A 22545-nucleotide genomic window follows, 5' to 3' on the forward strand; every position below is an offset into this window, starting at 1 on the left:
GCAGTTTACGGTGCCGGGGTAGTTCGAGGTCAAGTGCGTTCCCGCATGGTCTCGCACAGCTTGCGTATCGCCGCGATGTCGCCCTGTCTGGCCATGCGCCGCAGTTGTTCGCTGAAGTCCTTGAACGCCGCATCGCGCGTTTGCAGCGCCTGCGCCCAATCGATCAGGTCCGAGATGGCGCCGCTTTCCAGCAGCAATTGCACCTGCGCCGACTCGGCGCTGGACAGATGCGGGGTCTTCGGCGACGCCGATTCCACATCGTCGCTTGCGTGCTTGATGGGCAACTGCAACAGCCTGCCCAGCACATGGCGAAGCTCTACCAGGTTGATGGGCTTGAGCAAGCTGGCGTCATAGCCTGCACCGCCCAAGGCATGCGTGTCGTGGGGCGTTGCCGACACCGCGATGACGGGCAGGTCCGGCCAGCGCGCGCGGGAGGCCGCCAGCACGGCCGAGCCGTCGACACCGTCCATGCGGTGGTCCGTCAGGATCAGGTCGGGCCGGCGGGCCTCGTCTGCCTGGATGCGCGCCACCATGCCCTGGCCACCGGCCTCGCTATCCACCTGAAAGCCCATGCTGGCCAGTTCCTCGACCAGGAATTCTCGAATCTCCGGCGTGTCTTCGGCCAGCCACAGGTGCTTGCCGGACCCGTCCAGCGTCGGCAGCACATGCGACGCGGCGGCAATGTAGTGGTGCGAGATGCGGGACTCGTCCATCTTCCTGACCGGTAGCGTGACGCCGACCCGCGTCCCTTGACCCAGCTCGCTGTCGATGCTGATCGCGCCTTTCATGCGCTGCACCCATTGCTGCACGATGGGCAGGCCCAGCCCCACGCCCGGCTGGTTCTCGGCGGCAGCCAGCCGCTGGAAGGGTTCGAAGATGCGTTGCCGGTCTTCCGGCGCGATGCCGCAGCCGGTGTCGCGCACCGATAGCACAAGCCGTCCCGCACCCTCGTTCGCGTCGCCCGAGTCCGGCACGATGTAGTCGGCGGTCAAGGTCAGGACGCCACCGCGCGTGAACTTGGCGGCGTTGTCGATCAGGTTGGACAGCACCTGGCGCACGCGCTTGCCATCCATTTCCAACACGGCCGGTACAGACTCCGACACCCGCAACACGAATTGGTTGTTCTGCCTGGCGGCGATCGGCGCGGATTCCTTGGCAACCGCATCCAGCAAGGCATGCACGTATTCAGGGGACACGCGCAACGCCTGGCCGCCCGCGCCCGCGGCGTAATCGATCAGGTCATTCACCATGCCCAGCATGTGGTCGGCGCTGCGACGAATGATCGCGCCGCGCGGCGCGTCGTCGCGGCCGCCCGCCTGGATCAGGTCCGCAAAACCGATGATGGAAGTCAGCGGCGTGCGCAGGTCATGGCTGATGCGGGCCAGGAAATCCTGGCGCACGCGGCCGGCCTCGTCAGCATGGATAAGCGCTTCCTGCAACGCTTGCGTGCGCTGCCTGACAGCCAGATCCAGCCGCTGGTGTTCGCGTTCGCGGGCCTGCGTCAGTTGCTGCTCTACCGCCAGCTTTTCCTGACGATGCTGGCGCGTGCGGCCATGCACCAGCACGGCCAGCATCAGCGACACCGACAACAGGTCCCAAGCCACCTCCGGCCCGCCTTCCCAGCGCCCGGGCAGCAAACCGTTGATGAAAGCCAGCCGCAAAAAGAGCAAGGCGCAATACACCGCGAAGGACAGCAGGAAGATCCGCGCATTGGCGTGCCCGCGCCGCCAGCCGTCGGCCATGGAAACCGGCCAGACCAACCCCCACAGAAACACCAGCCCGACCACGGCCTGCGCGCTGGCGCGATAGTCGCCCAGCGCGGCCCAGACCGAGCCCGCCAAACCCAGGGCGATCAGCACGCCGTACACCCAGCGCCAGAGCCGCACCCGATGCAGGTCCGCGAACAACATCACCGTGAAGGCGAACACCGTGGCGGCCAGCGTCCCCAGCACACTGGGCGCGCGTAACACCGTTTCACCGCCGCCCGTCAGCACATAGCGGTAGAGCAAGCCCTGGAACGACAGGCTGTAGAGAATTTCGATGATGATGGCGGCGGCCAGAAACAGGAACACCCGATCACGCTGGGCCACGCCCAGCACCCCGGTGTAGATCGCCACCATCAGCAGCGCGCCGATCAGCAGCGCCAGGACCACCGTGCCGCGCTGCGCCGCGTCCACGAACGCCGCCGGCGTCCACAAGGTGGGTTCCATGCTGATGGCAGAGCGGCTCTGCACCCGCACCAGCACTGTCACGCGCTCACCCGGCATCAGCAGCAGCGAAGCCACCGACACGGAAGACGGCACTTCGCGCGCGGCGAGCGGCTCGCGGTTGCCCGCCAGGACGACTTTGAAGGGCTCGCGTTGACCGTCGTGATACAGGTAGAAGCGCACGTCTTCCAGCCTGGGCACGCCGAAGGACAGCCAGCGTTCCAGGAAGCGATGGGTGGGGTTGTGCACGTCCAGCTTCAGCCAGTACACGGATGGCGAAAAGCCCCGGTTCAACCAGGCGGGGGTGACGGGCTGCCAGGATCCGCCAAGGATCTGGCTGGCGTCCAGGGTTCCCGCCGTGTCTTCCACGCCCAGCAGTTCGTGATTCAGCGGCAATTTGCCGGTGACGGCGCTCAGGTCCACGGGCGGCGGCGCAGCCTGCGCTTGCGCGGGCAGCAGCAGGCAAGTCAGGGCCAACAACATCGACAACAACGACAACAACGGCAGCCAACCCGGCAAGCCCAGGCGGTGCTCAAGCATAGGGGTCCAATTCCTGGCGCAAGGCCGTGGGCGGCATGCCGAAGCGTTCGCGGAAAGCGGTAGAGAAATTGCCACGGTTGCCATACCCCACCGCTTGCGAAATGGCCTGGATATCCAGGCTGGTCTCGCACAGCAGGCGGCGTGCCTCGCGCATGCGCTCTTCGCGCAGGAACTCGAAAACGGTCGTGCCCGCGCAGCGCCGGAACGCCTGGTTCAGCCGCCGCGCGTTGGTGTTCAGCGCCTGGGCCAGCGCCATCAGTTCGGGCGTGTGATCCAGCCGTTCGCGCAACAGCTTGCGCGCCGCGCGAAACAGCACACCGTCCAGCGTGGCTCCGGCGGCGGCGGCCGACGTGCCGTCTTCCGCGCTGGCCTCGGCCACCGCCGGCGTCGACGCGGGCACGGGCACAGGCGTTGCAGCCACCCGCAGATGAATCAACAGGCGCAGGCGCACCTCTTCAAAATCAAACGGCTTGGCCACGTAATCGACGGCGCCCGCCGACAGCCCCGCCACCCGCTCACCGGGCAGGCAAGCCGCGGTCAGGAAGATGATGGGAATGCCGCGCGTGGCCTGGTCGGCCTTCAACAGGCGGCAGGCGGCCAGGCCGTCGCAGACCGGCATGTTCACGTCCATCAGGATGATGTCCGGCTGCACCAGTTGCGCCTTGCGGTAGCCGTCGTTGCCGTCCTCGGCCACATAGACGCGGCAGTCCTGGCTAGTCAGGAAATCCACGAGCAGCATGCGGTCTTCGGGGCGGTCCTCAACAACCAGCACACGCAAACCGGCGAGCTGGCCCGGAGCCAGCGGAAAAAAGGCGTCGTTCATGCCCCGAATTCTTTCATGTCGGCTGGCGCCAGCGTTGGTAACAAGCGACAAAACCGAGGCCCCGGTTCGAATAATTTTCCTTGCGGCAAACCTACCTGGCATTCCAGCAAACCTCGGTAATGGAATATTTGCGTACTTACGATAATGTTTGTTACAGCGCGAAACTGGTCAGGATGCCGTTTTTTCCACCCCTTTGTGGCGTTGCCGCGACAACCCGACGGAAGCGGAATTTCCCCGTATTTTCCTGCACCTACCAGTGACGGCGTCACGAGCGAAGGCATATTTCAGCGCTGCTCGGTTGCAAAAATGTTGTGTACCGAAGCGTGACTTATATGTCAAATAGCGTCCATCAATTCTAAATGTAACAACTCGCCGTCCGATCCCCCCATGCGCCGTCTATCCCGAGTTTGCCGTCCGTTCGTCCTCTGCCTGACCCCCATTTCCTTGCATATCGGTCTTGCCACCACGGCACTGGCGCTGGCCGCCGGACCCGTCATGGCGCAAAGCGTGCGTCCGCAATTGCCGTCTGCCGCCGAGCCGGGCCGCACCCTGCCGCAACCGGCCATGCCGGAAAGCACGACCGCCGCGCCGCAGGTAACGGTGCAGCAAGGCAGCGCGTCAGAGGCGCCGGCAGGGGCCGAGAAGCTGAGCTTCACGCTGAGCAACATGCGCGTGGACGGCGTGACCCACTATCCCCCTGAAAAAATCAGCGCGTTCTACCAGGGGCTGGTGGGCAAGACGATCACGGTGGCCGACGCTTTCAAGGTGGCCAACGACATCGAACTGCTCTACCGCAACGACGGCTACGTGACCACGCGCGTCATCGTGCCGGAACAGACGGTTGACGGCGGCGTGTTCCGCATCGTGGTGGTCGAAGGCTATGTGTCCGACGTGAAGTACGACGGCGACATCGGCCCCGCGCAAGCGGCGGTTGAAAAGCTGGTGCAGCGCCTGCGCGGCGTGCGCCCGATCAATGTGGCCGAGGTCGAACGCCAACTGCTGCTGGCCAATGACCTGAGCGGCATGGTCGTGCGCGCCTCGCTGGAAGCCTCACCCAAGGAAGTGGGCGGGTCGGTGCTGGTGGTGCACAGCGAACGCAAGCCGGTGGATGCGCGCCTGGGCTTTGACAACCGTGGCTCGCCCTACCTGGGCTGGAGCGAAATGACCGGCCAGGTCACGCTGAATTCGTTTGGTGCGCGCGCCGACACCTTCACGCTGAGCGGGCGCCTGGGCTTTCCGGCCTACCGCAGCCAGGCCGTGGCCGGCAACTACGACATGCTGGTTTCCGACAGCGGCATGACCTTCGGCCTGGCCGCCAGCTACGCCAAGAGCGAGCCGGGCCGCGACCTGGCCCCGCTGAACGTCGCCAGCGACGTGCAGGCCTACACCGCCACGCTGACCTATCCGCTGATCCGCTCGCGTCTGGAAAACCTGCGCGCCTTCGGCATGTTCGACGTGCGCAACGTCACCACCGACATCACCGACACCCCCTTCACGCGCGACCGCCTGCGTGTGCTGCGCGCGGGGCTGAGCTATGACCGCACCGACAGTTGGAACGGCATCACCGCCATCCGCGGCACCGTGCACCAGGGCCTGGACGCGATGGGCGCCACGCAGGAAGGCGCCGAACTGGCTTCGCGCGCCAAGGGCCGCTCTGATTTCCTGAAGCTCACCGCCGAACTGACCCGTCTGCAACAGCTCACCGAACGCCTGTCGCTGGTCGCCACCTTCGCCGGCCAATACAGCGCCAGCCCGCTGCTGGCCAGCGAGGAATTCGCGCTGGGCGGCCCCAACTTCGGCCGGGGTTACGACGACGGCGAAATGTCCGCCGACTCCGGCCTGGCCGGCTCGCTGGAACTGCGCTATGCGGTGTCCACCGACAACTTCCTGCCGCACGGGGCGCACGTCTACTCGTTCATTGACGGCGGCCGCATCTGGTCGCGCAGCGAAAGCGCGCCCTTGACGCGCGCCAACGTGTCCTCCATTGGCGCGGGCATGCGCGCCAACCTCAGCAAGAGCCTGTACGCCACGCTTGAAGTGGCCAAACCCACAAGCGGCGATGTCCTGACCCAGGGCAACAAGAATCCCCGCGTGTTCTTCAGCATTTCGGCGCAGTACTAAGCAGCGAACGACAAGAGACCGACCATGAATCGCAATTCCCGCAGCCTCGCCCAATCCGCTCGCCGCTCGCGCACGAAAAAAGACGCCGCCCTGCCCGCGCTCAGCACACTGGCCGTGCTGATCGGCTCGCTGGCATCCAGCGGCGCGCACGCCAACCCCACCGGCGGTAACGTCGTGGGTGGCGCCGCCAACATCGTTGACCGCGGCAACGGCACGCTGGACATCAACCAGTCGACCGGCAAGGCGATCATCAACTGGAAAGACTTCAGCATCGGCGCCAACGAGACGGTCAACTTCCGTCAGCCTGGCGGCAAGAGCGTCACGCTGAACCGCGTGGTCGGCAATGACCCCTCGGCGATCTTCGGCCGCTTGAACGCCAACGGCACGGTGATGCTGGTGAACCCGAACGGCGTGGTGTTCGGCAAGGGTGCGCGCATCGACGTGGGCGGGCTGGTCGCCACCACGGCGAACATCAACGACAAGGACTTCCTGGCCGGCAACTACAAGTTCAACCAGGCCTCGACCAAGGCCAATGCCGCGATCGTCAACGAAGGCACGATCAGCATCAAGGCCAGCGGTCTGGCCGCGCTGGTGGCGCCGTCGGTGCGCAACTCGGGCGTCATCGAAGCCAAGCTGGGCCGCGTGGCCCTGGCGGGCGCCAAGACCGTCACGGTCGACTTCCAGGGCGACGGGCTGCTCAGCTTTGACGCCACGTCCACGGTCGGCGAACTGCCCAAGGACGCCAGCGGCAAGCCCGTGTCGGCGCTGGTCACCAACACCGGCGTGATCCGCGCCGACGGCGGCACGGTGCTGATGACGGCGCGCGCCGTCAAGGGCGTGATCGACAACGTGGTCAACACCGACGGCATCATCAGCGCCCAATCGGTCGGCATGCAGAACGGCAAGATCGTGCTGTCGGGCGGCGATGCCGGCACCGTGAAGATCGCGGGCAAGGTCGACGCCACGGGCGTGGGCGCGGGTCAGCAAGGCGGCAAGGTCGTCGTCACCGGCGAACACGTGGACGTGACGCGCAGCGCGGCCATCGACGTGTCGGGCGCCGCGGGCGGCGGCGAGATTGCGTTGGGCAGCCTGGGTGTGTCCCCGGACAATGGCTCGGCCGCGTTCAGCGGCAAGTCGTCCACCGTCAAGGTGGCGGCGGGCGCCACGCTGAAGGCCGATGCGCTTGTGAAGGGCAACGGCGGCAACGTCACGATGTGGTCGAACGACGCCACGGCCTTTGCCGGCAGCCTGTCGGCGCGTGGCGGTGAACAAGGCGGCGACGGCGGCTTTGCCGAAGTCTCCAGCAAGAAGAACATCGGCCTGACCGGATCGGTGGACATGCGCGCGCCCAAGGGCAAGACGGGCCTGCTGCTGATCGACCCGACCGACCTGCGCATTGTCGATTCCGGTAGCGGCTCGGGCGCGCTGGACGGCAGCGCCGGCGATGGCACCGTCAATGGCAGCGACGCCAACGCGGCCAACAACACCGTGTCGCGCGGCCTCCTGGAAAGCCTGGCCGGCACCACCAACATCAAGCTGGAAGCCACTGGCCAGATCACCATCGCGGACATGGCCGCGATCAATCTGCAAACCACCTCGGGCAACAGCTTCACGCTGCGCTCGACGCAAACGGGCGGCATCCGCTTCGAGAATTCGAATACCGAAATCAGCACCCAGGGCGGCGCCATCACGATGGAAGCGCTGGGCGTGGGCAGCACGCTGGATAACATCGGCAAGCTGAACAGCCGGGGCGGCACGATCACGCTGAACGCCACCGGCGACATCAACCTGGCCAACGTCATTGACGCCGGCAGCGGCGCGGCGCTGGTCCGTACCAGCGCGGGCACCATCCGCAACGTGGGTGGCGCGAACCAGGTGGTGGCGGGCAACACCGTCACGCTGGACGCCAGCGGCGGCAGCATTGGCGAAGCCGGCAACGCGGTCAACACCCAGACCACACGGCTGGCGCTTGCCACCGGCGGCAACCTGGCCGTGGCCAACCGCTCGGTGCTGAGCACGCTGGACATCACCAGCCGCCATGCGCAACCGGGCGTCAACAACACCTACGCGCTGACGTCCAGCGGACTGGATTTCTCGCTGACGGACAACGGCAGCTACCAACTGAACACGGTCGAACAGGCCGGCCTGAACTTCTCATTCACCGGCGACCGCACGATCAACGTCGGCAACATTGCGCTGGGCACGGGCGCGCTGGCGCTGACGTCCACGGCCGGTGACATCCAGGCGCGCAACAGCCTCGGCAGCATCACCGCCGGCAGCATCGCGCTGAAGGCCACGGGCAGCACCGGCAACAACGGCGCCATCGGCTCGTCGGCCCTGGCGTTGACCACAAACACGGGCGCGCTGACGGCCGCAAGCGGCTCGGGCGGCGTGTATGTGAACAACCTGGGCAACTTGGCCCTGCGTTCGATCGACACCACCGGCGCGCTGTCCGTCTGGGCTGGCGGTCACTTGACCGTGGGCGCAATCAAGGCCGGCACGTCCGTCCTGAGCTCGGATATCGGCAACATCATTGATGATGGCGATGACGCCACGTCGATTTCCACCAGCATGCTGACGTTGTCGGCGCAGAACGGCGGCATCGGCGCCGCATCCCGCGCCCTGAAGACCAACGCCAACAGCGTGTCCGCCACCTCGGGCGCGGGCGGCGTGTATCTGGACAGCACCAGCGGCAACCTCACCATCACCCAGGCACAGGCCAACAACGCCGCGATCGTGATCAACGGCGCAGGCGCCCTGTCCGCCAACAACGTCAGTTCTTCGGGCGGCGCGGTCAACCTGACCGGCAACAACATCTTCGCCGGCGAGATCAACGCGGGTTCGGGCAACGTCACGCTGACCGCGCGCGCGGGCAACATCACGGGATCATCGGCGTCGCTGATCACCGGCAACCTCGTCACCCTGCTGGCACCGGCTTCCAACAGCAACTACACCGTGGGCACGTCGGGCACCTACCTGCGCACGGCGGCCGGTGAACTGCGCGCCACGGGCGGCAGCATCTACCTGAACCAGGCCCAGGGCTCAGTGCTGCTGGACGACCTGAAAGCCTACAACGGCATTTCGGTAATCGGCGTGGCCGACCTGACCGGCAACAAGCTGGACGCCGGCAACGGCACCCTGTGGCTCAACGCCCAGGGCGGCAACATCCTGCGCGCCAATGCCAACAGCGAACTGCTAGGCAGCAGCATCAACCTGCAGGCCCAGCGCCACATCGGCACGGCCAGCGATCACATCAAGACCGCCACCACCAGCCTGATGCTGGCAAGCGGCGGCGACATCTATGTCGACAACCCCGACAAGACGCTGACGTACCTGTCGGTCAGCAACACGCACGCCGACCCCACGCGCCGCAACACGCTGCTGGTGTCCGCGCCCTACCTGGCGTTCGATGTCAATGACGATCTGGGCAACAACGTCTACGAACTGAAGCAGGTCTATAGCTCGTTGCTGAACCAGTTCATCTTCAGCGGTGACCAGAGCCTGCAACTGGGCAACATTCGCGCGGGCAGCAGCGTTGCGCTGACGTCCACGCAAGGCAGCATCCTGGACGATGGCATCGCGGATACGCGCGTCACGGCCAACTCCGTCACCCTTAGCGCCAACCAGGACATCGGCACCGCCGCCGATGCCGTCGCGGTCAACGCCCCGTACCTTTCGCTGAGCACGCGCGGCAACCTCTACGCCACCGACATCGCCGACCTGTATTCACTGACGGTGACCGCACGCCACAAAGCCGAGGATGACCGCTACGTGCTGGATGTGCGCGCGCCGTCGCTGCTGTTCAACATCACCGATGACATCGGCGGGCATACGATTCACGAGATGCGCGACAGCAACTGGGTGAACTTCAGCTTCACCGGTGACCGCGACATCACAGTCGGCAGCATCGACGCCGGCTACAGCGGCAGCATCTCGCTGAACACCACGGGCGCCATTCGCGACGACGGCGACAAGAGCACCCAGTTGCTGGCCAACTCGGTGTACCTGTATGCCGGCCGCGCCATCGGCGCCACCGGCACGGGCTACCTGGACATCCTGACCAGCAACCTGTCCGGCTCGGCCGGCAATGGCGGCTTCTACGCCCAGTTGCCTAAGCCCACCGGCGCCAACAACACCACCGGCATCATCACGCTGGGCAACATCACGGCGACCGACGCGGTGCAGATCGACGCGCGCCAGGGCGACCTGCTGCTGACCGGCACGGTGCGAAGCTGGAACGACGACGTCACGCTGAACGCGGCCAACGGTTCCATCCTGGGCAACGGCGTGGGCAGCGTGTATGCCGGCGGCAGCGACGTCCTGCTGACGGCCACGGGCGCGATCGGCGGCCTGTATTCGGGCAACGTGAGCTATGTGGGCGTGGGCGGCGCGGGCCTGGTCAACGTGCAGGCCAACGCAGGCGGCGACCTCTACCTGAACGGCGGCAACAGCAACATCAAGCTGACGTCGCTGGCGGCGGGCGGCCAGCTTGGCTACATGCAGTTTTCCGGCAACACGACGGTGGGTAGCGTGCAGGCCAACGGGCCGGCCTCGCTTGCCAACAGTTCGGGTTCCATCCTGGACGACGGCGACGACGCCACGAAGATCCAGGCCAGCAGCATCGCGCTGTCGGCAGGTGGCGTGCTGGGCGCGGCGGGCGCCGCGCTGACCTTGCAAGCCCCCGACGTCAGCCTGACCAGCGGTGGCGACATCATCGTCAACAACGAGATCGGCCTGACCCGTCTGGCCGTCACGCGCAATGGTTCGAGCTACGGCACGTACGCCATCACCGCGCCGAACTTGTCGGCCTTCACGCTGACGGACGACGCCAACGGCATTCATCTGAAAGACATCGCCAGTTCGAGCGATCTGGACTTCGCTTTCTCGACCAACGGCAAGCACTTGCTGGTCGGCAACATCGATGCCGGTGCGGCCGGCAAGGTCAGCCTGGTGTCGGCCGGCAACATCGCCAACGACGATCTGGCCAACCCGGGCGCGATCCACGCGGCCAATGTTTCGCTGACCGCGGGGTCGAGCGGCTCGATCGGCTCGTCGGCCACGGGCGGCACGCTGGCCCTGAACGGCACGTCGGCGTTGAGCTTGAAGGGCAACGACTTCTATGTGGGCAGCGACACCGTCCTGCAGAGCCTGGCCATCAACAGCCTGCGCGCGGCCGGCGGCACCAGCACCATCGCCATCGGCGGCGGCGCGGGCCAGACCATCCGCATCACCGACGACGGCATCACGCAGTACCTGGAAGAGATCACCGGCGGACTGACGGACTTCAGCTTCACCGGCCGCAAGAACATCCAGGTGGGCGACATCAGCGCCAGCGACTTGGTCAACCTGACCACGGCTGGCGGCGGCATCTATTCCAGCATCACCAGCGATGCCGGCTCCGGCCGTATCTCGGCCGGCACGGTCAAGCTGTCGGCCACCGGTAGCGACAACTACACCGCGCGCAATGCGAACACGGGCGCCATCGGCAGCAGTGGCCGCGCGCTGCGCACGTTGACCGACAACCTGGTGATCGCCAACAACGGCGACATCACCCTGAACAACGGCGGTCTGAAGCTTGAAAGCCTGGATCTGAACCTGACGCGTCGCGACGCCGGCAGCACCACGAATTTCGATACCAACGCTTATTCCTTCGGCGGGCTAGGAGTCCAATCGCTGTCAATCTCCGGTGGCGAAACCCTGTCGATCGGGGCTAGCATGAGCGGCGCCGCACTCGCCATCAGTGCCGATTCCGCCATCACGACCGGCACGATCAACACGGGCGCTGCGGGTTCGGTGTCGCTGACCTCGCGCTACGCGAACAGCCTGCTCAATCCGACCATCTCGCGCACGTCCGGCACGATCACCGGCAACAGCGTCACCTTGAACGCGCTGGGCACGAACGGCAGCGTGTGGGCGTCCACCAACACCGGCAACCTGACGATCGGCTCGGCGGGCAACGTCACCGTCGCCAACACCCAGCAGTTGTCGTCGCTGTCGCTAACGGCGAACCACAGCAACACCACCGGCACGCAGACGAATGCGTACAGCATCTCGTCCACCGGCCTGACCTTCGCGCTGAGCGATTCGACCGGCGTCAATGGGCTGACGCTCAGCAACGTCACCAGCGCGAACAATCTGGCGCTGTCGATTGCGTCCGACCGCGCGCTGACCGTCAACAATGTCGCGACCGGCGCGGGCGGCTCCGTCACGCTGAACAGCAACAACATCTACGGCACCAGCAGCAGCGCCAGCAGCCCCAACATCACCACCGGCGAGCTGACGCTGAACGGCGGCTCGGTCACGGGGCCGTACAACAGCAACCAACCGCTGTATGTCAGCGTCGACAAGCTGTCGTCGAACCTTCGCGGCATCCTATGGTTGTCGAATAACAAGACGCTGACGCTGGGCAACAACAGCGTCCTCGGTTCGGCGCGCGTCAGCGTCACCGACGGCTCCATCCTGCAAGGCGCGGGCAGCAACTTTGTCACCCCCTCGCTGACGCTGATCGCCACGGGGTCCATCGGTGCCGCAGGCAATGCGCTGCAAACCGATACCCGCCAACTGACCACTCAGACCGGCCGCGACCTGTTCCTGAACAACGCGTCGAACCTGTTCAGCCTGAACGTCACGGCCAACCACGCGGATCAGGGCGTGAACAACACCGTGCAGGTGGCGGCGCAGGGTCTGACGTTCAACGTCACGGATACCAACGACGGCTATAAGCTGTTCGACGTGCGCGACACCACCGGCCTGAACTTCTCGTTCAACGGCGACCGCACGCTGAACATCGGCAACATCGACACGGGCCCGGCCCATACCGTCAGCCTGGCCGCCAACGGCGCCGGCAGCAACCTCGTCAACCTGTCGCCCACCTCGCACGTCACGGGCGATTCGGTGTCGCTGTTCGCCACCGGCCAGATCGGCTTGGGCTCGGCCGACAAGATCAGCACGACCACCAGCGAGCTCTACCTGACGGCCGGCAGCCACGTCTATGTGGGCAACGACCGCGACCTGTCCAGCCTGTCGCTATACGCGACCGGCGTATCGCCCGCCACCTACGACGTCACGTCGAACCAACTGGTGTTCAACGTCGAACACAACGGCCGCCTGGTCGTCAACGAGGTCCGCGACAACACCGGCCTGAACCTGATACTGTCCAGCAGCGTGGGCCAGGACATCGGCACCATTGACACGCAGTCCACCGGCACCGTGCGCCTGTCCACCAACGGCAGCATCCTGGGCAGCGCCGACGACAGCCAGCGCATCACCGCCGGCCAGGTATCGCTGACCGCCCAGGGCACGGGCGGCATCGGCGCCGACGGACGAGAAATCAATCTGTCCGCCCCGGTGTTGACCATCCAGAACACCGGCGATGTCTACATCGATTCCGACACGCACATTGATTCGCTGTCGCTGTACTCGATGGGCAACGGCGCGCGCACCTACAGCATCAACTCGCCGACGCGCGACGGCCAGGGCAACATCGGCTTTACCGCCACGGACGGCGGCAGCGGCAGCACGGCTGGCCTGGTGCTGGGCAACATCACGGACGCGGGCGGCCTGAACCTGAGCGTCAGCAGCGACCGCAACATTACCGTCGGCACCATCAACGTGGGCTACGACAACGTGTCGCTGACCGCGCGCAATAGCTCGCTGTTGGGCGATGGCGACGCCAACACCAAGATCGACGCCGCATCGCTGACCTTGACCGCCAACACCGCGATCGGCGCCGACGGCGCCGGCAACGCCATCGACACCCGCGTCAGCACGCTGACCGGCCGCGCTCTCGGCGGCGGCGCGTACATCACGGTGGAAGGCAATACCAGCCTGCCCAGCCTGACGTCGGTGGGCGCCAGCGCGGTCAGCAATACCGTTGGCGATATCGAACTGGGCTCGGTCAACACCAACGGCAACGCCTTCACCGTCGACAACACCGGCGGTTCGATCCTTAGCGGCACAATCACCAACGCCACCACCGTCAACCTGAAGGCCAATGGCTCGATCGGCAACAAGAGCGCCATCCGCACCACGAACCTCACGGGCGGCACGACGACCGTCAACTTGAGCGCCAAGAAGACGGACACGGCGGACGGCAGCATCGCGCTGATTGAAACCTATGGCCTGCGCGCGGACTCGGTCACCGGCGATGGCAACATCACGCTGACGGCCGACACCGCCTACGCCGGCCGCGACCTGGTCGTGGGCACCATCAGCACCACCGATGGCGCGGTGGCGTTGGCGACCAACCGCGGCAGCATCATCGGCGCGGATAACAGCAACCGCATCACCGGCAAGAGCGTCACGCTGACGGCTGATTACGGCTCGAGCCGCGGCATTGGATCGGGCAACACCAACCGCATTCATCTGGACACGCCGTCGCTGACGTTGAACTCCGCGGGCAGCATCTACGTCGACAACCTGGCCGACCTGAGCGATCTGACCATCAACCGGAACAACAGCGCGGGCAATCAGAATGGCAGCTATGGTTTCCTGACCATTGACGCCCAGAACCTGACGTTCAGCGGCGCCGACACCGGCAACAACACCGCGCTGACCATTGTTCGCGACACCACCGGCCTGAACTTCACGTACAAGGCGATCGGCTCGATCACGCTGAACGACATCGACGTGACGTCCAATGGTTCGGTCAACCTGTCGACCAATCCCTACAACACCGGCGGCTCTATCCAGGGCATGGTCAGCACGTCGAAGATCACGGCGGGCGACCTGACGCTGTCCACGGCATGGGGCAACACCGGAAACTCGATCGGCTCAGCTGGCAACGCGCTGAACACCCAGGTCAACAACATCTCTGCCACGGCCTCGGGCGGCATCTGGCTGAAGCAAGCGGGCTCGATCAACCTGGGGAACCTGAGCGCGGGCGAAGACCTGTCGGTGACCACCACTACCGGTGACATCCTGGTTGGCACGGTCAGCTACGGCAACGACAAGACGCTGACATTGAACGCCCAGAACGGCAGCATCCTGGACGGCGGCGGCGCCATCACGGGCTCGGGCACCGGCGCCATCACGCTGACCGCCAAGAACGGCATCGGCACGAACGATGCGGCCATCAAGATCGCCGCACCGTACAACCCCGTGTCGGCCACCGTCACCGGCGACGGTTCCTTGTACCTGGACAGCACCAACAACCTGCTGGGCGGCCTGACGACGTCGGTCGCCAACGGCGAAACGCGCGTCACGTCCACCGGTAACCTGGTGCTGAACAGCATGACGTCGGCCACCGACGCGGCCGGCAACGGCATTTCGGTGAAGACCACGTCCGGCAACATCACCGTCAAGAACGTGCAGGCGGGCGCCACCCAGGGCCAGATCACGCTGAACGCCGAGAACGGCTACGTGCTGGCCGACGCGGCCGGCGCCACCATCAAGGCGTATGGCGTGGCGCTGAACGCGCGCTACGGCATCGGCGCGAACACCTCGACTGGCCGCATCAACGCGACCGGCCAGCGCGTTGAAGCCACCACCAATGGCGCGATGTACCTGGCGGCGGACAACAACTCCGTCTACTCGTACCTGTCGGGCAATACCATCGACATCGCGGCGGCCGGCAATTTGCAGATCGCCAACGCTATCGCCAGCAATGGCAGCGGCACGATCAAGGTCGTGGGCAACGGCGCGAACAGCCAACTGGTGGCGGGCAACATTGATGCGGGCACCGGCACGGTCAACATCGACTACAGCAAGACCGGTAGCACCATCGTCGACGACCGCGAGGAATCCACGCGCATCATCGGCAATTCGGTCACGTTGAAGGCGGGCGCGGGCATCGGCGGCGCCGAAGGCTCGGCCGACAAGCTGCAAACGACCGCCGCGCTCATCACGGCGGAAGTCACCGGCAACGGCTCGATCTTCCTGGACGACAACCGCGCGGCCGGCACGACGCTGAATTCGCTGATCACGCAGAATGGCGCCATCGGCATCACCACCGCCGGCCCCACCCTGGTCACCAGCGCCATCACCAAGACCAACTCGGCGGACAACGACATTTCGATCGCCACGTCGAACGGCGACCTGTCGATCAACACCATCGACGCCATGGCCTCGGGCGACGTCACGCTGAAGGCGGCCGGCTCCATCCTGGGCGCACTGGCGGGCAACCTGGTCTATGGCAACAGCCTGACGGCCACCGCTGGCGGCAGCATCGGCTCGGCCACCAACCTGGCCAACGGCACGGGCGGCATCGCCCTGCGCACCAACCTCGCATCGCTTGGTGACCTGTCCACCGGCGCCGATGGCGCGGTCATCGTGCTGAACAACGTGGGCACGCGCGCCCTGACGCTCAACGGCGACGTGACGCAGACCGGCGACAACAGCTCGGTCTACCTCCGTTCGTCCGGCGACCTGGACGCGCGTTCGGGCCTGTCCAACACCGCCGACAACCTGCTGCTGTCCTCGGCCGGCACGCTGACCGTTGCCGGTGCGGGCGTTCAGGCCAACGACACCGTCACCCTGGTGGGCACGCGCGACGTGGTTGCAGCCGGCGCCACGCCGCGCACCATCGCAGTCAAGGGCGACGCGCTGAACTTCACGAGCGGCGCGGCAGGCGGCAACACGGCGTTGACGACGGAAGTGGCCAACGCCAACGTCAGCCTGATCGGCATCACCGCGCCGGCGAGCCTCACGCTGAACAACACCGGCGCGCTGAACGCCGCGTTGTCCACCGCCAACGGCGACATCACGGCCAACGCCACCGGCACGCTGGATGTGACGGCCACGGCCAGCGGCAACAACCGCACCATCGACCTGAGCTCGCAGCACGGCGACGTGGCGTTTGGCCTGATCGATGCGGGCGACGCGAGCGGCACCGTCATCCTGACCGCCTCGGAAGGTTCGCTGGTGGGCGCGGGGATCAACCTCGCGACCAACAGCCTTGACCTGACCAGCAAGACCGGTATTGGCGACAACAGCGCGTCCTTCAACACGTCGGCGAGTTATCTCACGGCCAACGTCGTGGGCGCGGGCGACATCATCGTGGACGGCACCGGTGCCTTGACGCTGGGCCGCATCGCCACCGCGGACGGCCATATCCAGATCGCGGCCGTGGACGATCTGATCAGCACCGTCGGGTTGTCCGCCGGCAATCAGGGCGACATCTTCCTGGGTTCGGTGATGGGCAATGTGGGCGTCAACCACGCCATCGCGAACACCGACGCCAACAACCTGATGGTGATAGGCGCGCAGATCGGTTTGGCCGCCGTCGACACCGCCGGGGCACAATCCTACGACGGCGACGTCACGCTGAACGGCGATCTGACCGGCACGGCCATCGACATCACGGGCAATGCCACGCTGGCTGGCGGCAAGCGCACGCTGACCGCCAACGGCGAAAACGGCGGCGTTACCGTCTGGGGCCTGCTGAACGGCGGCGGCCAACAAGCCGTGATCGTCGCCAACGACGGCGAGGTGATGCTGGGAGGCAACGCCAGCATCCTGGCCAGCCTGAACATCGACGGCGCCACCATCGATCTGCAAGGCGTCACCACGACCGGCGCCCAGCAGTACAACGGCGACACGACGCTGCGTGGCCAGTACATCACGAGCAACGGCGCCTTCGGTGTCGATGGCGACACCGTGCTGGGCAGCGGCGTCAACGTGTACACGGGCAACGGCGCGGTCACGTTCACGGGCGACATCTCGGGCAACAAGGCACTGAACGTCAACACGCGGGGCGCCATCACCTACGGCGGCGCCGTCAGCACGGCGTCGCTGAACCAGGTTGGCACGGGCATCACCAACATCAACGGCGGCAGCGTCACCACAACCGGCTCGCAGTACTACACCGGCCGCGTGGTGCTGGGCGATGACACGACACTGACTGGCAGCACCATCATCCTGGCCAACGGCGCGGACGGCGCCCACGCACTGGATATCAATGGCGCCGCGTCGCTTGCGGGCGCCATCGGGGCCAACACCAAGCTGGCCAGCCTGACCATGAACGGCCCCGCCACGCTGAACACCAGCAGCATCGCCACCACCGGCAACCAGCATTACAAAAACGCCGTCTCGCTCATCATCGACCAGTCGCTGTCCACCACCACCGGCAACGTCACCTTCGACGGCACGCTGGACGGCGCCAGCAACCTTGCCATCACATCGACGGCAGGCGGTGACATCAGCTTCAACGGCGAGGGCTACGCCGGGCTGCGCCTGGGCAACGTCACGGCCAACACCGCGGGCGCCACCCGCTTCAACGGCGCAATGTACGCGGCGTCGGTGCAGACGGACGCCCCCGGCACGGTGGCCATCAACGCCAGCCGCATCGACACGACCGGCACGCAGACATTTGGCGAATTGGTGACGCTGGGCGCGGACACCGTGCTCAAGGGCAGCACCATCACGCTTGCCCAAGGCGTAAATTCCGCTGATCAAACACAAGACCTGAGCATCCAGGGCGATGCCGTGATCAACGGCGCGGTCGGCGCGGGCACGAATGCCCGACTGGCTTCGCTGACGATCACCGGCGACGCGCGGTTGGGTGGCGGCGCGATCAGTACCGTGGGCGCACAGGCCTACCAAGGCAATGTCACGCTGGCAGACGACCTGGTGCTCAACACCAACGGCGCGGCCGGCAACAACGTCAGCTTCGGCGGCACCATCGCCAGCACGGACGGCGACGCCAATGGCCTGACCGTCAATGCGGGCCTGGGCAACGTCACGCTGTCGGGCCAGGTCGGCGACAACGCCGACGCCCGCCTGGGCGCGCTGGCCATCAACAGCAGCGGCGCCACCACGCTAGCCAGCGCGGTGTACGTGGCCTCGGTCACCACGAACGCCGGCGGCACGCTGGCGATTGACGGCGGGCTGGTCGATACGACCGGCACGCAGTCCTACGGCGAACTGGCTGTGCTGGGCGCGGACACGGTCCTGAAGGGCAGCAACGTCACGCTGGCGCAAGGCGCGGATTCGGTCGACGAAACCCAAGCCCTGACCATCACCGGCAACGCCGTGATCAACGGCGCGCTGGGCGACAACGCCCGCCTGGCATCCTTGACCATCTCTGGCACGGCCGACCTGAACGGCGGCGGCATCGACACCGTGGGCGCGCAGTCCTACCAAGGCAACGTCACGCTGTCCGATGACCTGGATATACACACCGCCAACAGCAACGTCACGTTCAACGGCACCGTCGCCAGCGCCACCGGCGAGACGAACAACCTGAGCATCGGCGCAGGCAACGGCAACGTCAGCTTCGTGGGCGCCGTAGGCAACGCCACCACGGCTCGCCTGGGCGATGTGGCCATCAACAGCAGCGGCGCCACGACGCTTTCCGGCGCGGTGTACGCGGCTTCGGTCACCACCGATGCGGGCGGCACGCTGGCGATTGATGGCGGCCTGGTCGATACGACGGGCACGCAATCCTACGGCGAACTGGCCGTGCTGGGCGCGGATACGGTACTGAAGGGCAGCACCGTGACGCTGGCGCAAGGCGCGGATTCGGTTGATGAAACCCAAGCCCTGACCATCGACGGCAACGCCGTGGTCAACGGCGCGCTGGGCGACAACGCCCGCCTGGCCTCGTTGAGCATCACCGGTTCGGCCGACCTGAACGGCGGCACGGTCAGTACCGTGGGTGCGCAGGCCTACCAAGGCAATGTCACGCTGTCCGACGACCTCGTGCTCAACACCAACGGCGCGGCCGGCAGCAACGTCAGCTTTGGCGGCGTCATCGCCAGCACGGACGGCGACGGCCACGGCCTGACCGTCAACGCGGGCCTGGGCAACGTCACGCTGTCGGGCAAGGTCGGCGACGATGCCGACGCCCGCCTGGGTGCGCTGGCCATCAACAGCAGCGGCGCCACCACGCTTGACGGCGAGGTGTATGTCGCCTCGGTCACCACCGACGCGGGCGGCACGCTAGCCATCAACGGCGGCCGGGTCGATACGACGGGCACGCAGTCCTACGGCGAACTGGCCGTGCTGGGCGCGGACACGGTACTGAAGGGCAGCACCGTGACGCTGGCGCAAGGCGCGGATTCGGTCGATGAAACCCAAGGCCTGACCATCGACGGCAACGCCGTAGTCAACGGCGCACTGGGTGGCGGCACGGACGCCCGCCTGGCCTCGCTGACCATCACCGGCAACGCGGAACTGGGCGGCGGCACCATCAACACGGTGGGCGCGCAGGCTTACCAAGGCAATGTCACGCTGACCGACGATCTGGACAGCCGCAGCGCCAACGGCGACGTCAGCTTCGGCGGCACGCTGGTCAGCTCGGCCCAAGATGGCCACGGCCTGTCGCTGGATGCCGGCACGGGCAACGTGACCTTCTCGGGCGCGGTCGGCGACGCCGCCGACGGCCGCCTGGGCGACATCAGCATCGCCAGCAGCGGCGCCACCACGTTGGACGGCGCCGTGTACGCGGCATCGATCAGCACCGATGCGGGCGGCACGCTTGCCATCAACGGCGGCCTGGTCGACACGACCGGCACGCAGTCCTACGGCGAACTGGCCGTGCTGGGCGCGGATACCGTGTTGAAGGGCAGCACCGTCAGCCTCTTGGGCGGCGGCGACGGCGAACACGGCCTGACCATCGACGGCGACGCCGTGCTGAAGGGCGCGTTCGGCGCGCAAGACGCGCTGGCCAGCCTGACGATCAACGGCACGTCCAGCCTGGACGGCAGCATCGGCACCACGGGCGAACAGTCGTACAACGGCGCGGTCACGCTGGACGGTGATGTCACGCTGGCCACGCAAGGCGGCAACATTGCGTTCAATGACAAGGTCGCCAGCAGCCAAGACGATGGCCACGGCCTGTCGCTCTCTACCGGCACGGGCGACGTCACCTTCACGGACACCGTCGGCGACGACGCGGGTGGCCGCGTGGGCGACATCCGCATCGCCAGCAACGGCGCCACGACACTGGACGGCGCCGTGTACGCGGCCTCGATCACGTCGGACGCAGGCGGCACGCTGGCCATCAACGGCGGCCTGGTCGATACGACCGGCACGCAGTCCTACGGCGAACTGGCCGTGCTGGGCGCGGATACCGTGTTCAAGGGCAGCACCGTCAGCCTGCTGGGCGGCGCTGACGGCCCGCATGACCTGACGATCGACGGCGACGCCGTGTTGAAGGGCCCGTTCGGCGCCCAAGACGCGCTGGCCAGCCTGACGGTGAACGGCACGTCCACGCTGGGCCAAGGCAGCATCGCCACCACCGGCGACCAGTCGTACAACGGCGCGGTCACGCTGGGTGGCGACCTGACGGTGGCCAGCCGCGACGGCGACATCCGCTTCAATGACGCGCTTGACGGCGCGCACGACCTGGCGGTCTCCGCCGGCCAGGGCAAGGTCGAATTCGCCGGCCCGGTCGGCCAAGGCTCGCGCCTGGGCGACCTGACCATCGCCGCCGCGGGTGACACCGTGCTGGACGGTCCGGTCCGCGCCGCCTCGCTGCAAACCAGCGGCAACGGCGACCTGCTGATCAACGGCGGTTCGGTCAACACCACAGGCGCGCAGCAATATGGCCAGCACGTGATCCTGTCGGGCGTCGACACCACCCTGACCGGCACCAACGTGCAGATCAAGGCGGGCGTGGACGGCACCGAATCGGGCCAGCAAGGCCTGATCATCGCCGGCAACGCCGACATCCAGGGCGACATCGGCGCCACCACGCCGCTGCGCGGCCTGGCGGTCCAAGGCACGACCACGATGGGTCCGGGCAAGGTCGTCACGACCGAAGACCAGGTCTACGCCGGCGCGGTCACGTTGACGGGCGACCGCGAACTGACCAGCAACACCGGTTCGGTCGTGCTGGGCAGCACGCTGGACGGCGGCAATGGCAACAACCTGGCCATCAACGCCGGCCGCGACGTGCTGGTGGCGGGCGACGCCACCGGCCTGGGTTCACTGACCCTGCGCGCCGTGGACACCATCGTGTTCAACGGTGACGTCAGCGCCTACCGCGTGCAGCAGTTGGAAGCCAAGTCCGCCAGCTACAACGGCGCGGTCCGCGCCACGGGTCCCGACGGCATCGACATTTCGGGCGGCACGGTGTCGTTCGGCAAGGACGTCACCGCCGACACGGGTTCCATCCGCATCGCCAACACCGACCCGACCGGCACCACGAGCTTCGCCGCCGGCACCACGGTCCAGGCCGCCACGGGCTTCACCCAGACCGGCGGCGCCGGCCTGACGCTGCCCGCGCAACTGCTGGTGACGCAAGGCCCCATCAACCTGGGCGCGCCCGCCACGCTGCAAGGGGCGACTGCCACCATCAGCACCAACGGCGACATCACCGCCGTCGGTCTGTCCGGCCCGCAGACGTCCTTGACCGTGGCCACCGGCCCGCTGGGCGCGCTGCGCATCGGCCTGAACGACGCCAATATCAGCCACAAACTGGACGTGGCCGAGCTCATCGTTCCCTCCGCCGGCTCGGCCGACGTGTGGGGCACGGTCGGTGGCAAGACGGGCGCCCTGGCGGCCTCTTCCATCAAGAGCTCGCTGGTGGGTTCGCCGTACTACCTGAACGGCGTCACCTGGGGCCCGACGGGCACCATCGACCGCCTGGCCGCCATCACCGCGCCGCAGCCGATCATCCCGACCACGCCTACCGCCGACTCTTTGTTCCGTGGTACGGTCCCGTCTGATGGTTTCGGCCCGGATGCGCTGGGCGCGTACGCCGATCCGCAGGTGCTGCAGGTGGCCACTGCCAGCTTCAACTGGCTGCTGCCTTCCGGCGACAACGCCATGCTGAACGTACCGACCGGCAACAACTCAGTCCTGCAAGCCCCTGGCAGCAGCTCGCAACAACCCGCCGCCGAAGGCAACCCGTCTTCCGACGACGAGCGTCGCGACAACGACGCGCAATCCCGCACTCTTTGATTCGACACC

4 protein-coding genes are annotated in these 22545 nt (G+C 66.5%); 2 read left to right on the forward strand and 2 right to left on the reverse strand.

Annotated features, from left to right (window positions below):
* Positions 1-29: 29 nt before the first annotated feature.
* Positions 30-2747 (reverse strand): hybrid sensor histidine kinase/response regulator, encoded by a 2718-nt coding sequence (locus P8T11_RS14725; protein ID WP_268081250.1) that lies wholly within the window; start codon positions 2745-2747, stop codon positions 30-32.
* Positions 2740-3570 (reverse strand): response regulator transcription factor, encoded by an 831-nt coding sequence (locus P8T11_RS14730; RefSeq protein WP_268081249.1) that lies wholly within the window; start codon positions 3568-3570, stop codon positions 2740-2742. Before P8T11_RS14730 ends, P8T11_RS14725 begins: the two co-directional genes overlap by 8 nt.
* 387 nt (positions 3571-3957) lie before the next feature.
* On the opposite strand from P8T11_RS14730, the gene P8T11_RS14735 reads away from it, so the two are divergent.
* Both P8T11_RS14735 and P8T11_RS14740 read left to right on the forward strand, forming a co-directional pair.
* Positions 3958-5691 carry a ShlB/FhaC/HecB family hemolysin secretion/activation protein gene (locus P8T11_RS14735; RefSeq protein ID WP_268081248.1) on the forward strand — a complete coding sequence of 578 codons (1734 nt, stop codon included), beginning with the start codon at positions 3958-3960 and terminating at the stop codon, positions 5689-5691.
* A gap of 24 nt (positions 5692-5715) precedes the next feature.
* Positions 5716-22536 carry a filamentous hemagglutinin N-terminal domain-containing protein gene (locus P8T11_RS14740; protein ID WP_268081247.1) on the forward strand — a complete coding sequence of 5607 codons (16821 nt, stop codon included), beginning with the start codon at positions 5716-5718 and terminating at the stop codon, positions 22534-22536.
* The last annotated feature ends 9 nt before the right edge of the window (positions 22537-22545 follow it).

The sequence above is a fragment of the Achromobacter spanius genome (genome assembly GCF_029637605.1).
In the GTDB taxonomy this organism is placed as follows: Bacteria; Pseudomonadota; Gammaproteobacteria; order Burkholderiales; family Burkholderiaceae_B; genus Achromobacter; species Achromobacter spanius_E.

Excerpts from the sequence above, each read along its gene's own strand:
- P8T11_RS14740 (WP_268081247.1), top strand. The coding sequence starts at position 5,716 with ATGAATCGCAATTCCCGCAGCCTCGCCCAATCCGCTCGCCGCTCGCGC.
- P8T11_RS14735 (WP_268081248.1), top strand. The coding sequence starts at position 3,958 with ATGCGCCGTCTATCCCGAGTTTGCCGTCCGTTCGTCCTCTGCCTGACC.
- P8T11_RS14725 (WP_268081250.1), bottom strand. The coding sequence starts at position 2,747 with ATGCTTGAGCACCGCCTGGGCTTGCCGGGTTGGCTGCCGTTGTTGTCG.
- P8T11_RS14730 (WP_268081249.1), bottom strand. The coding sequence starts at position 3,570 with ATGAACGACGCCTTTTTTCCGCTGGCTCCGGGCCAGCTCGCCGGTTTG.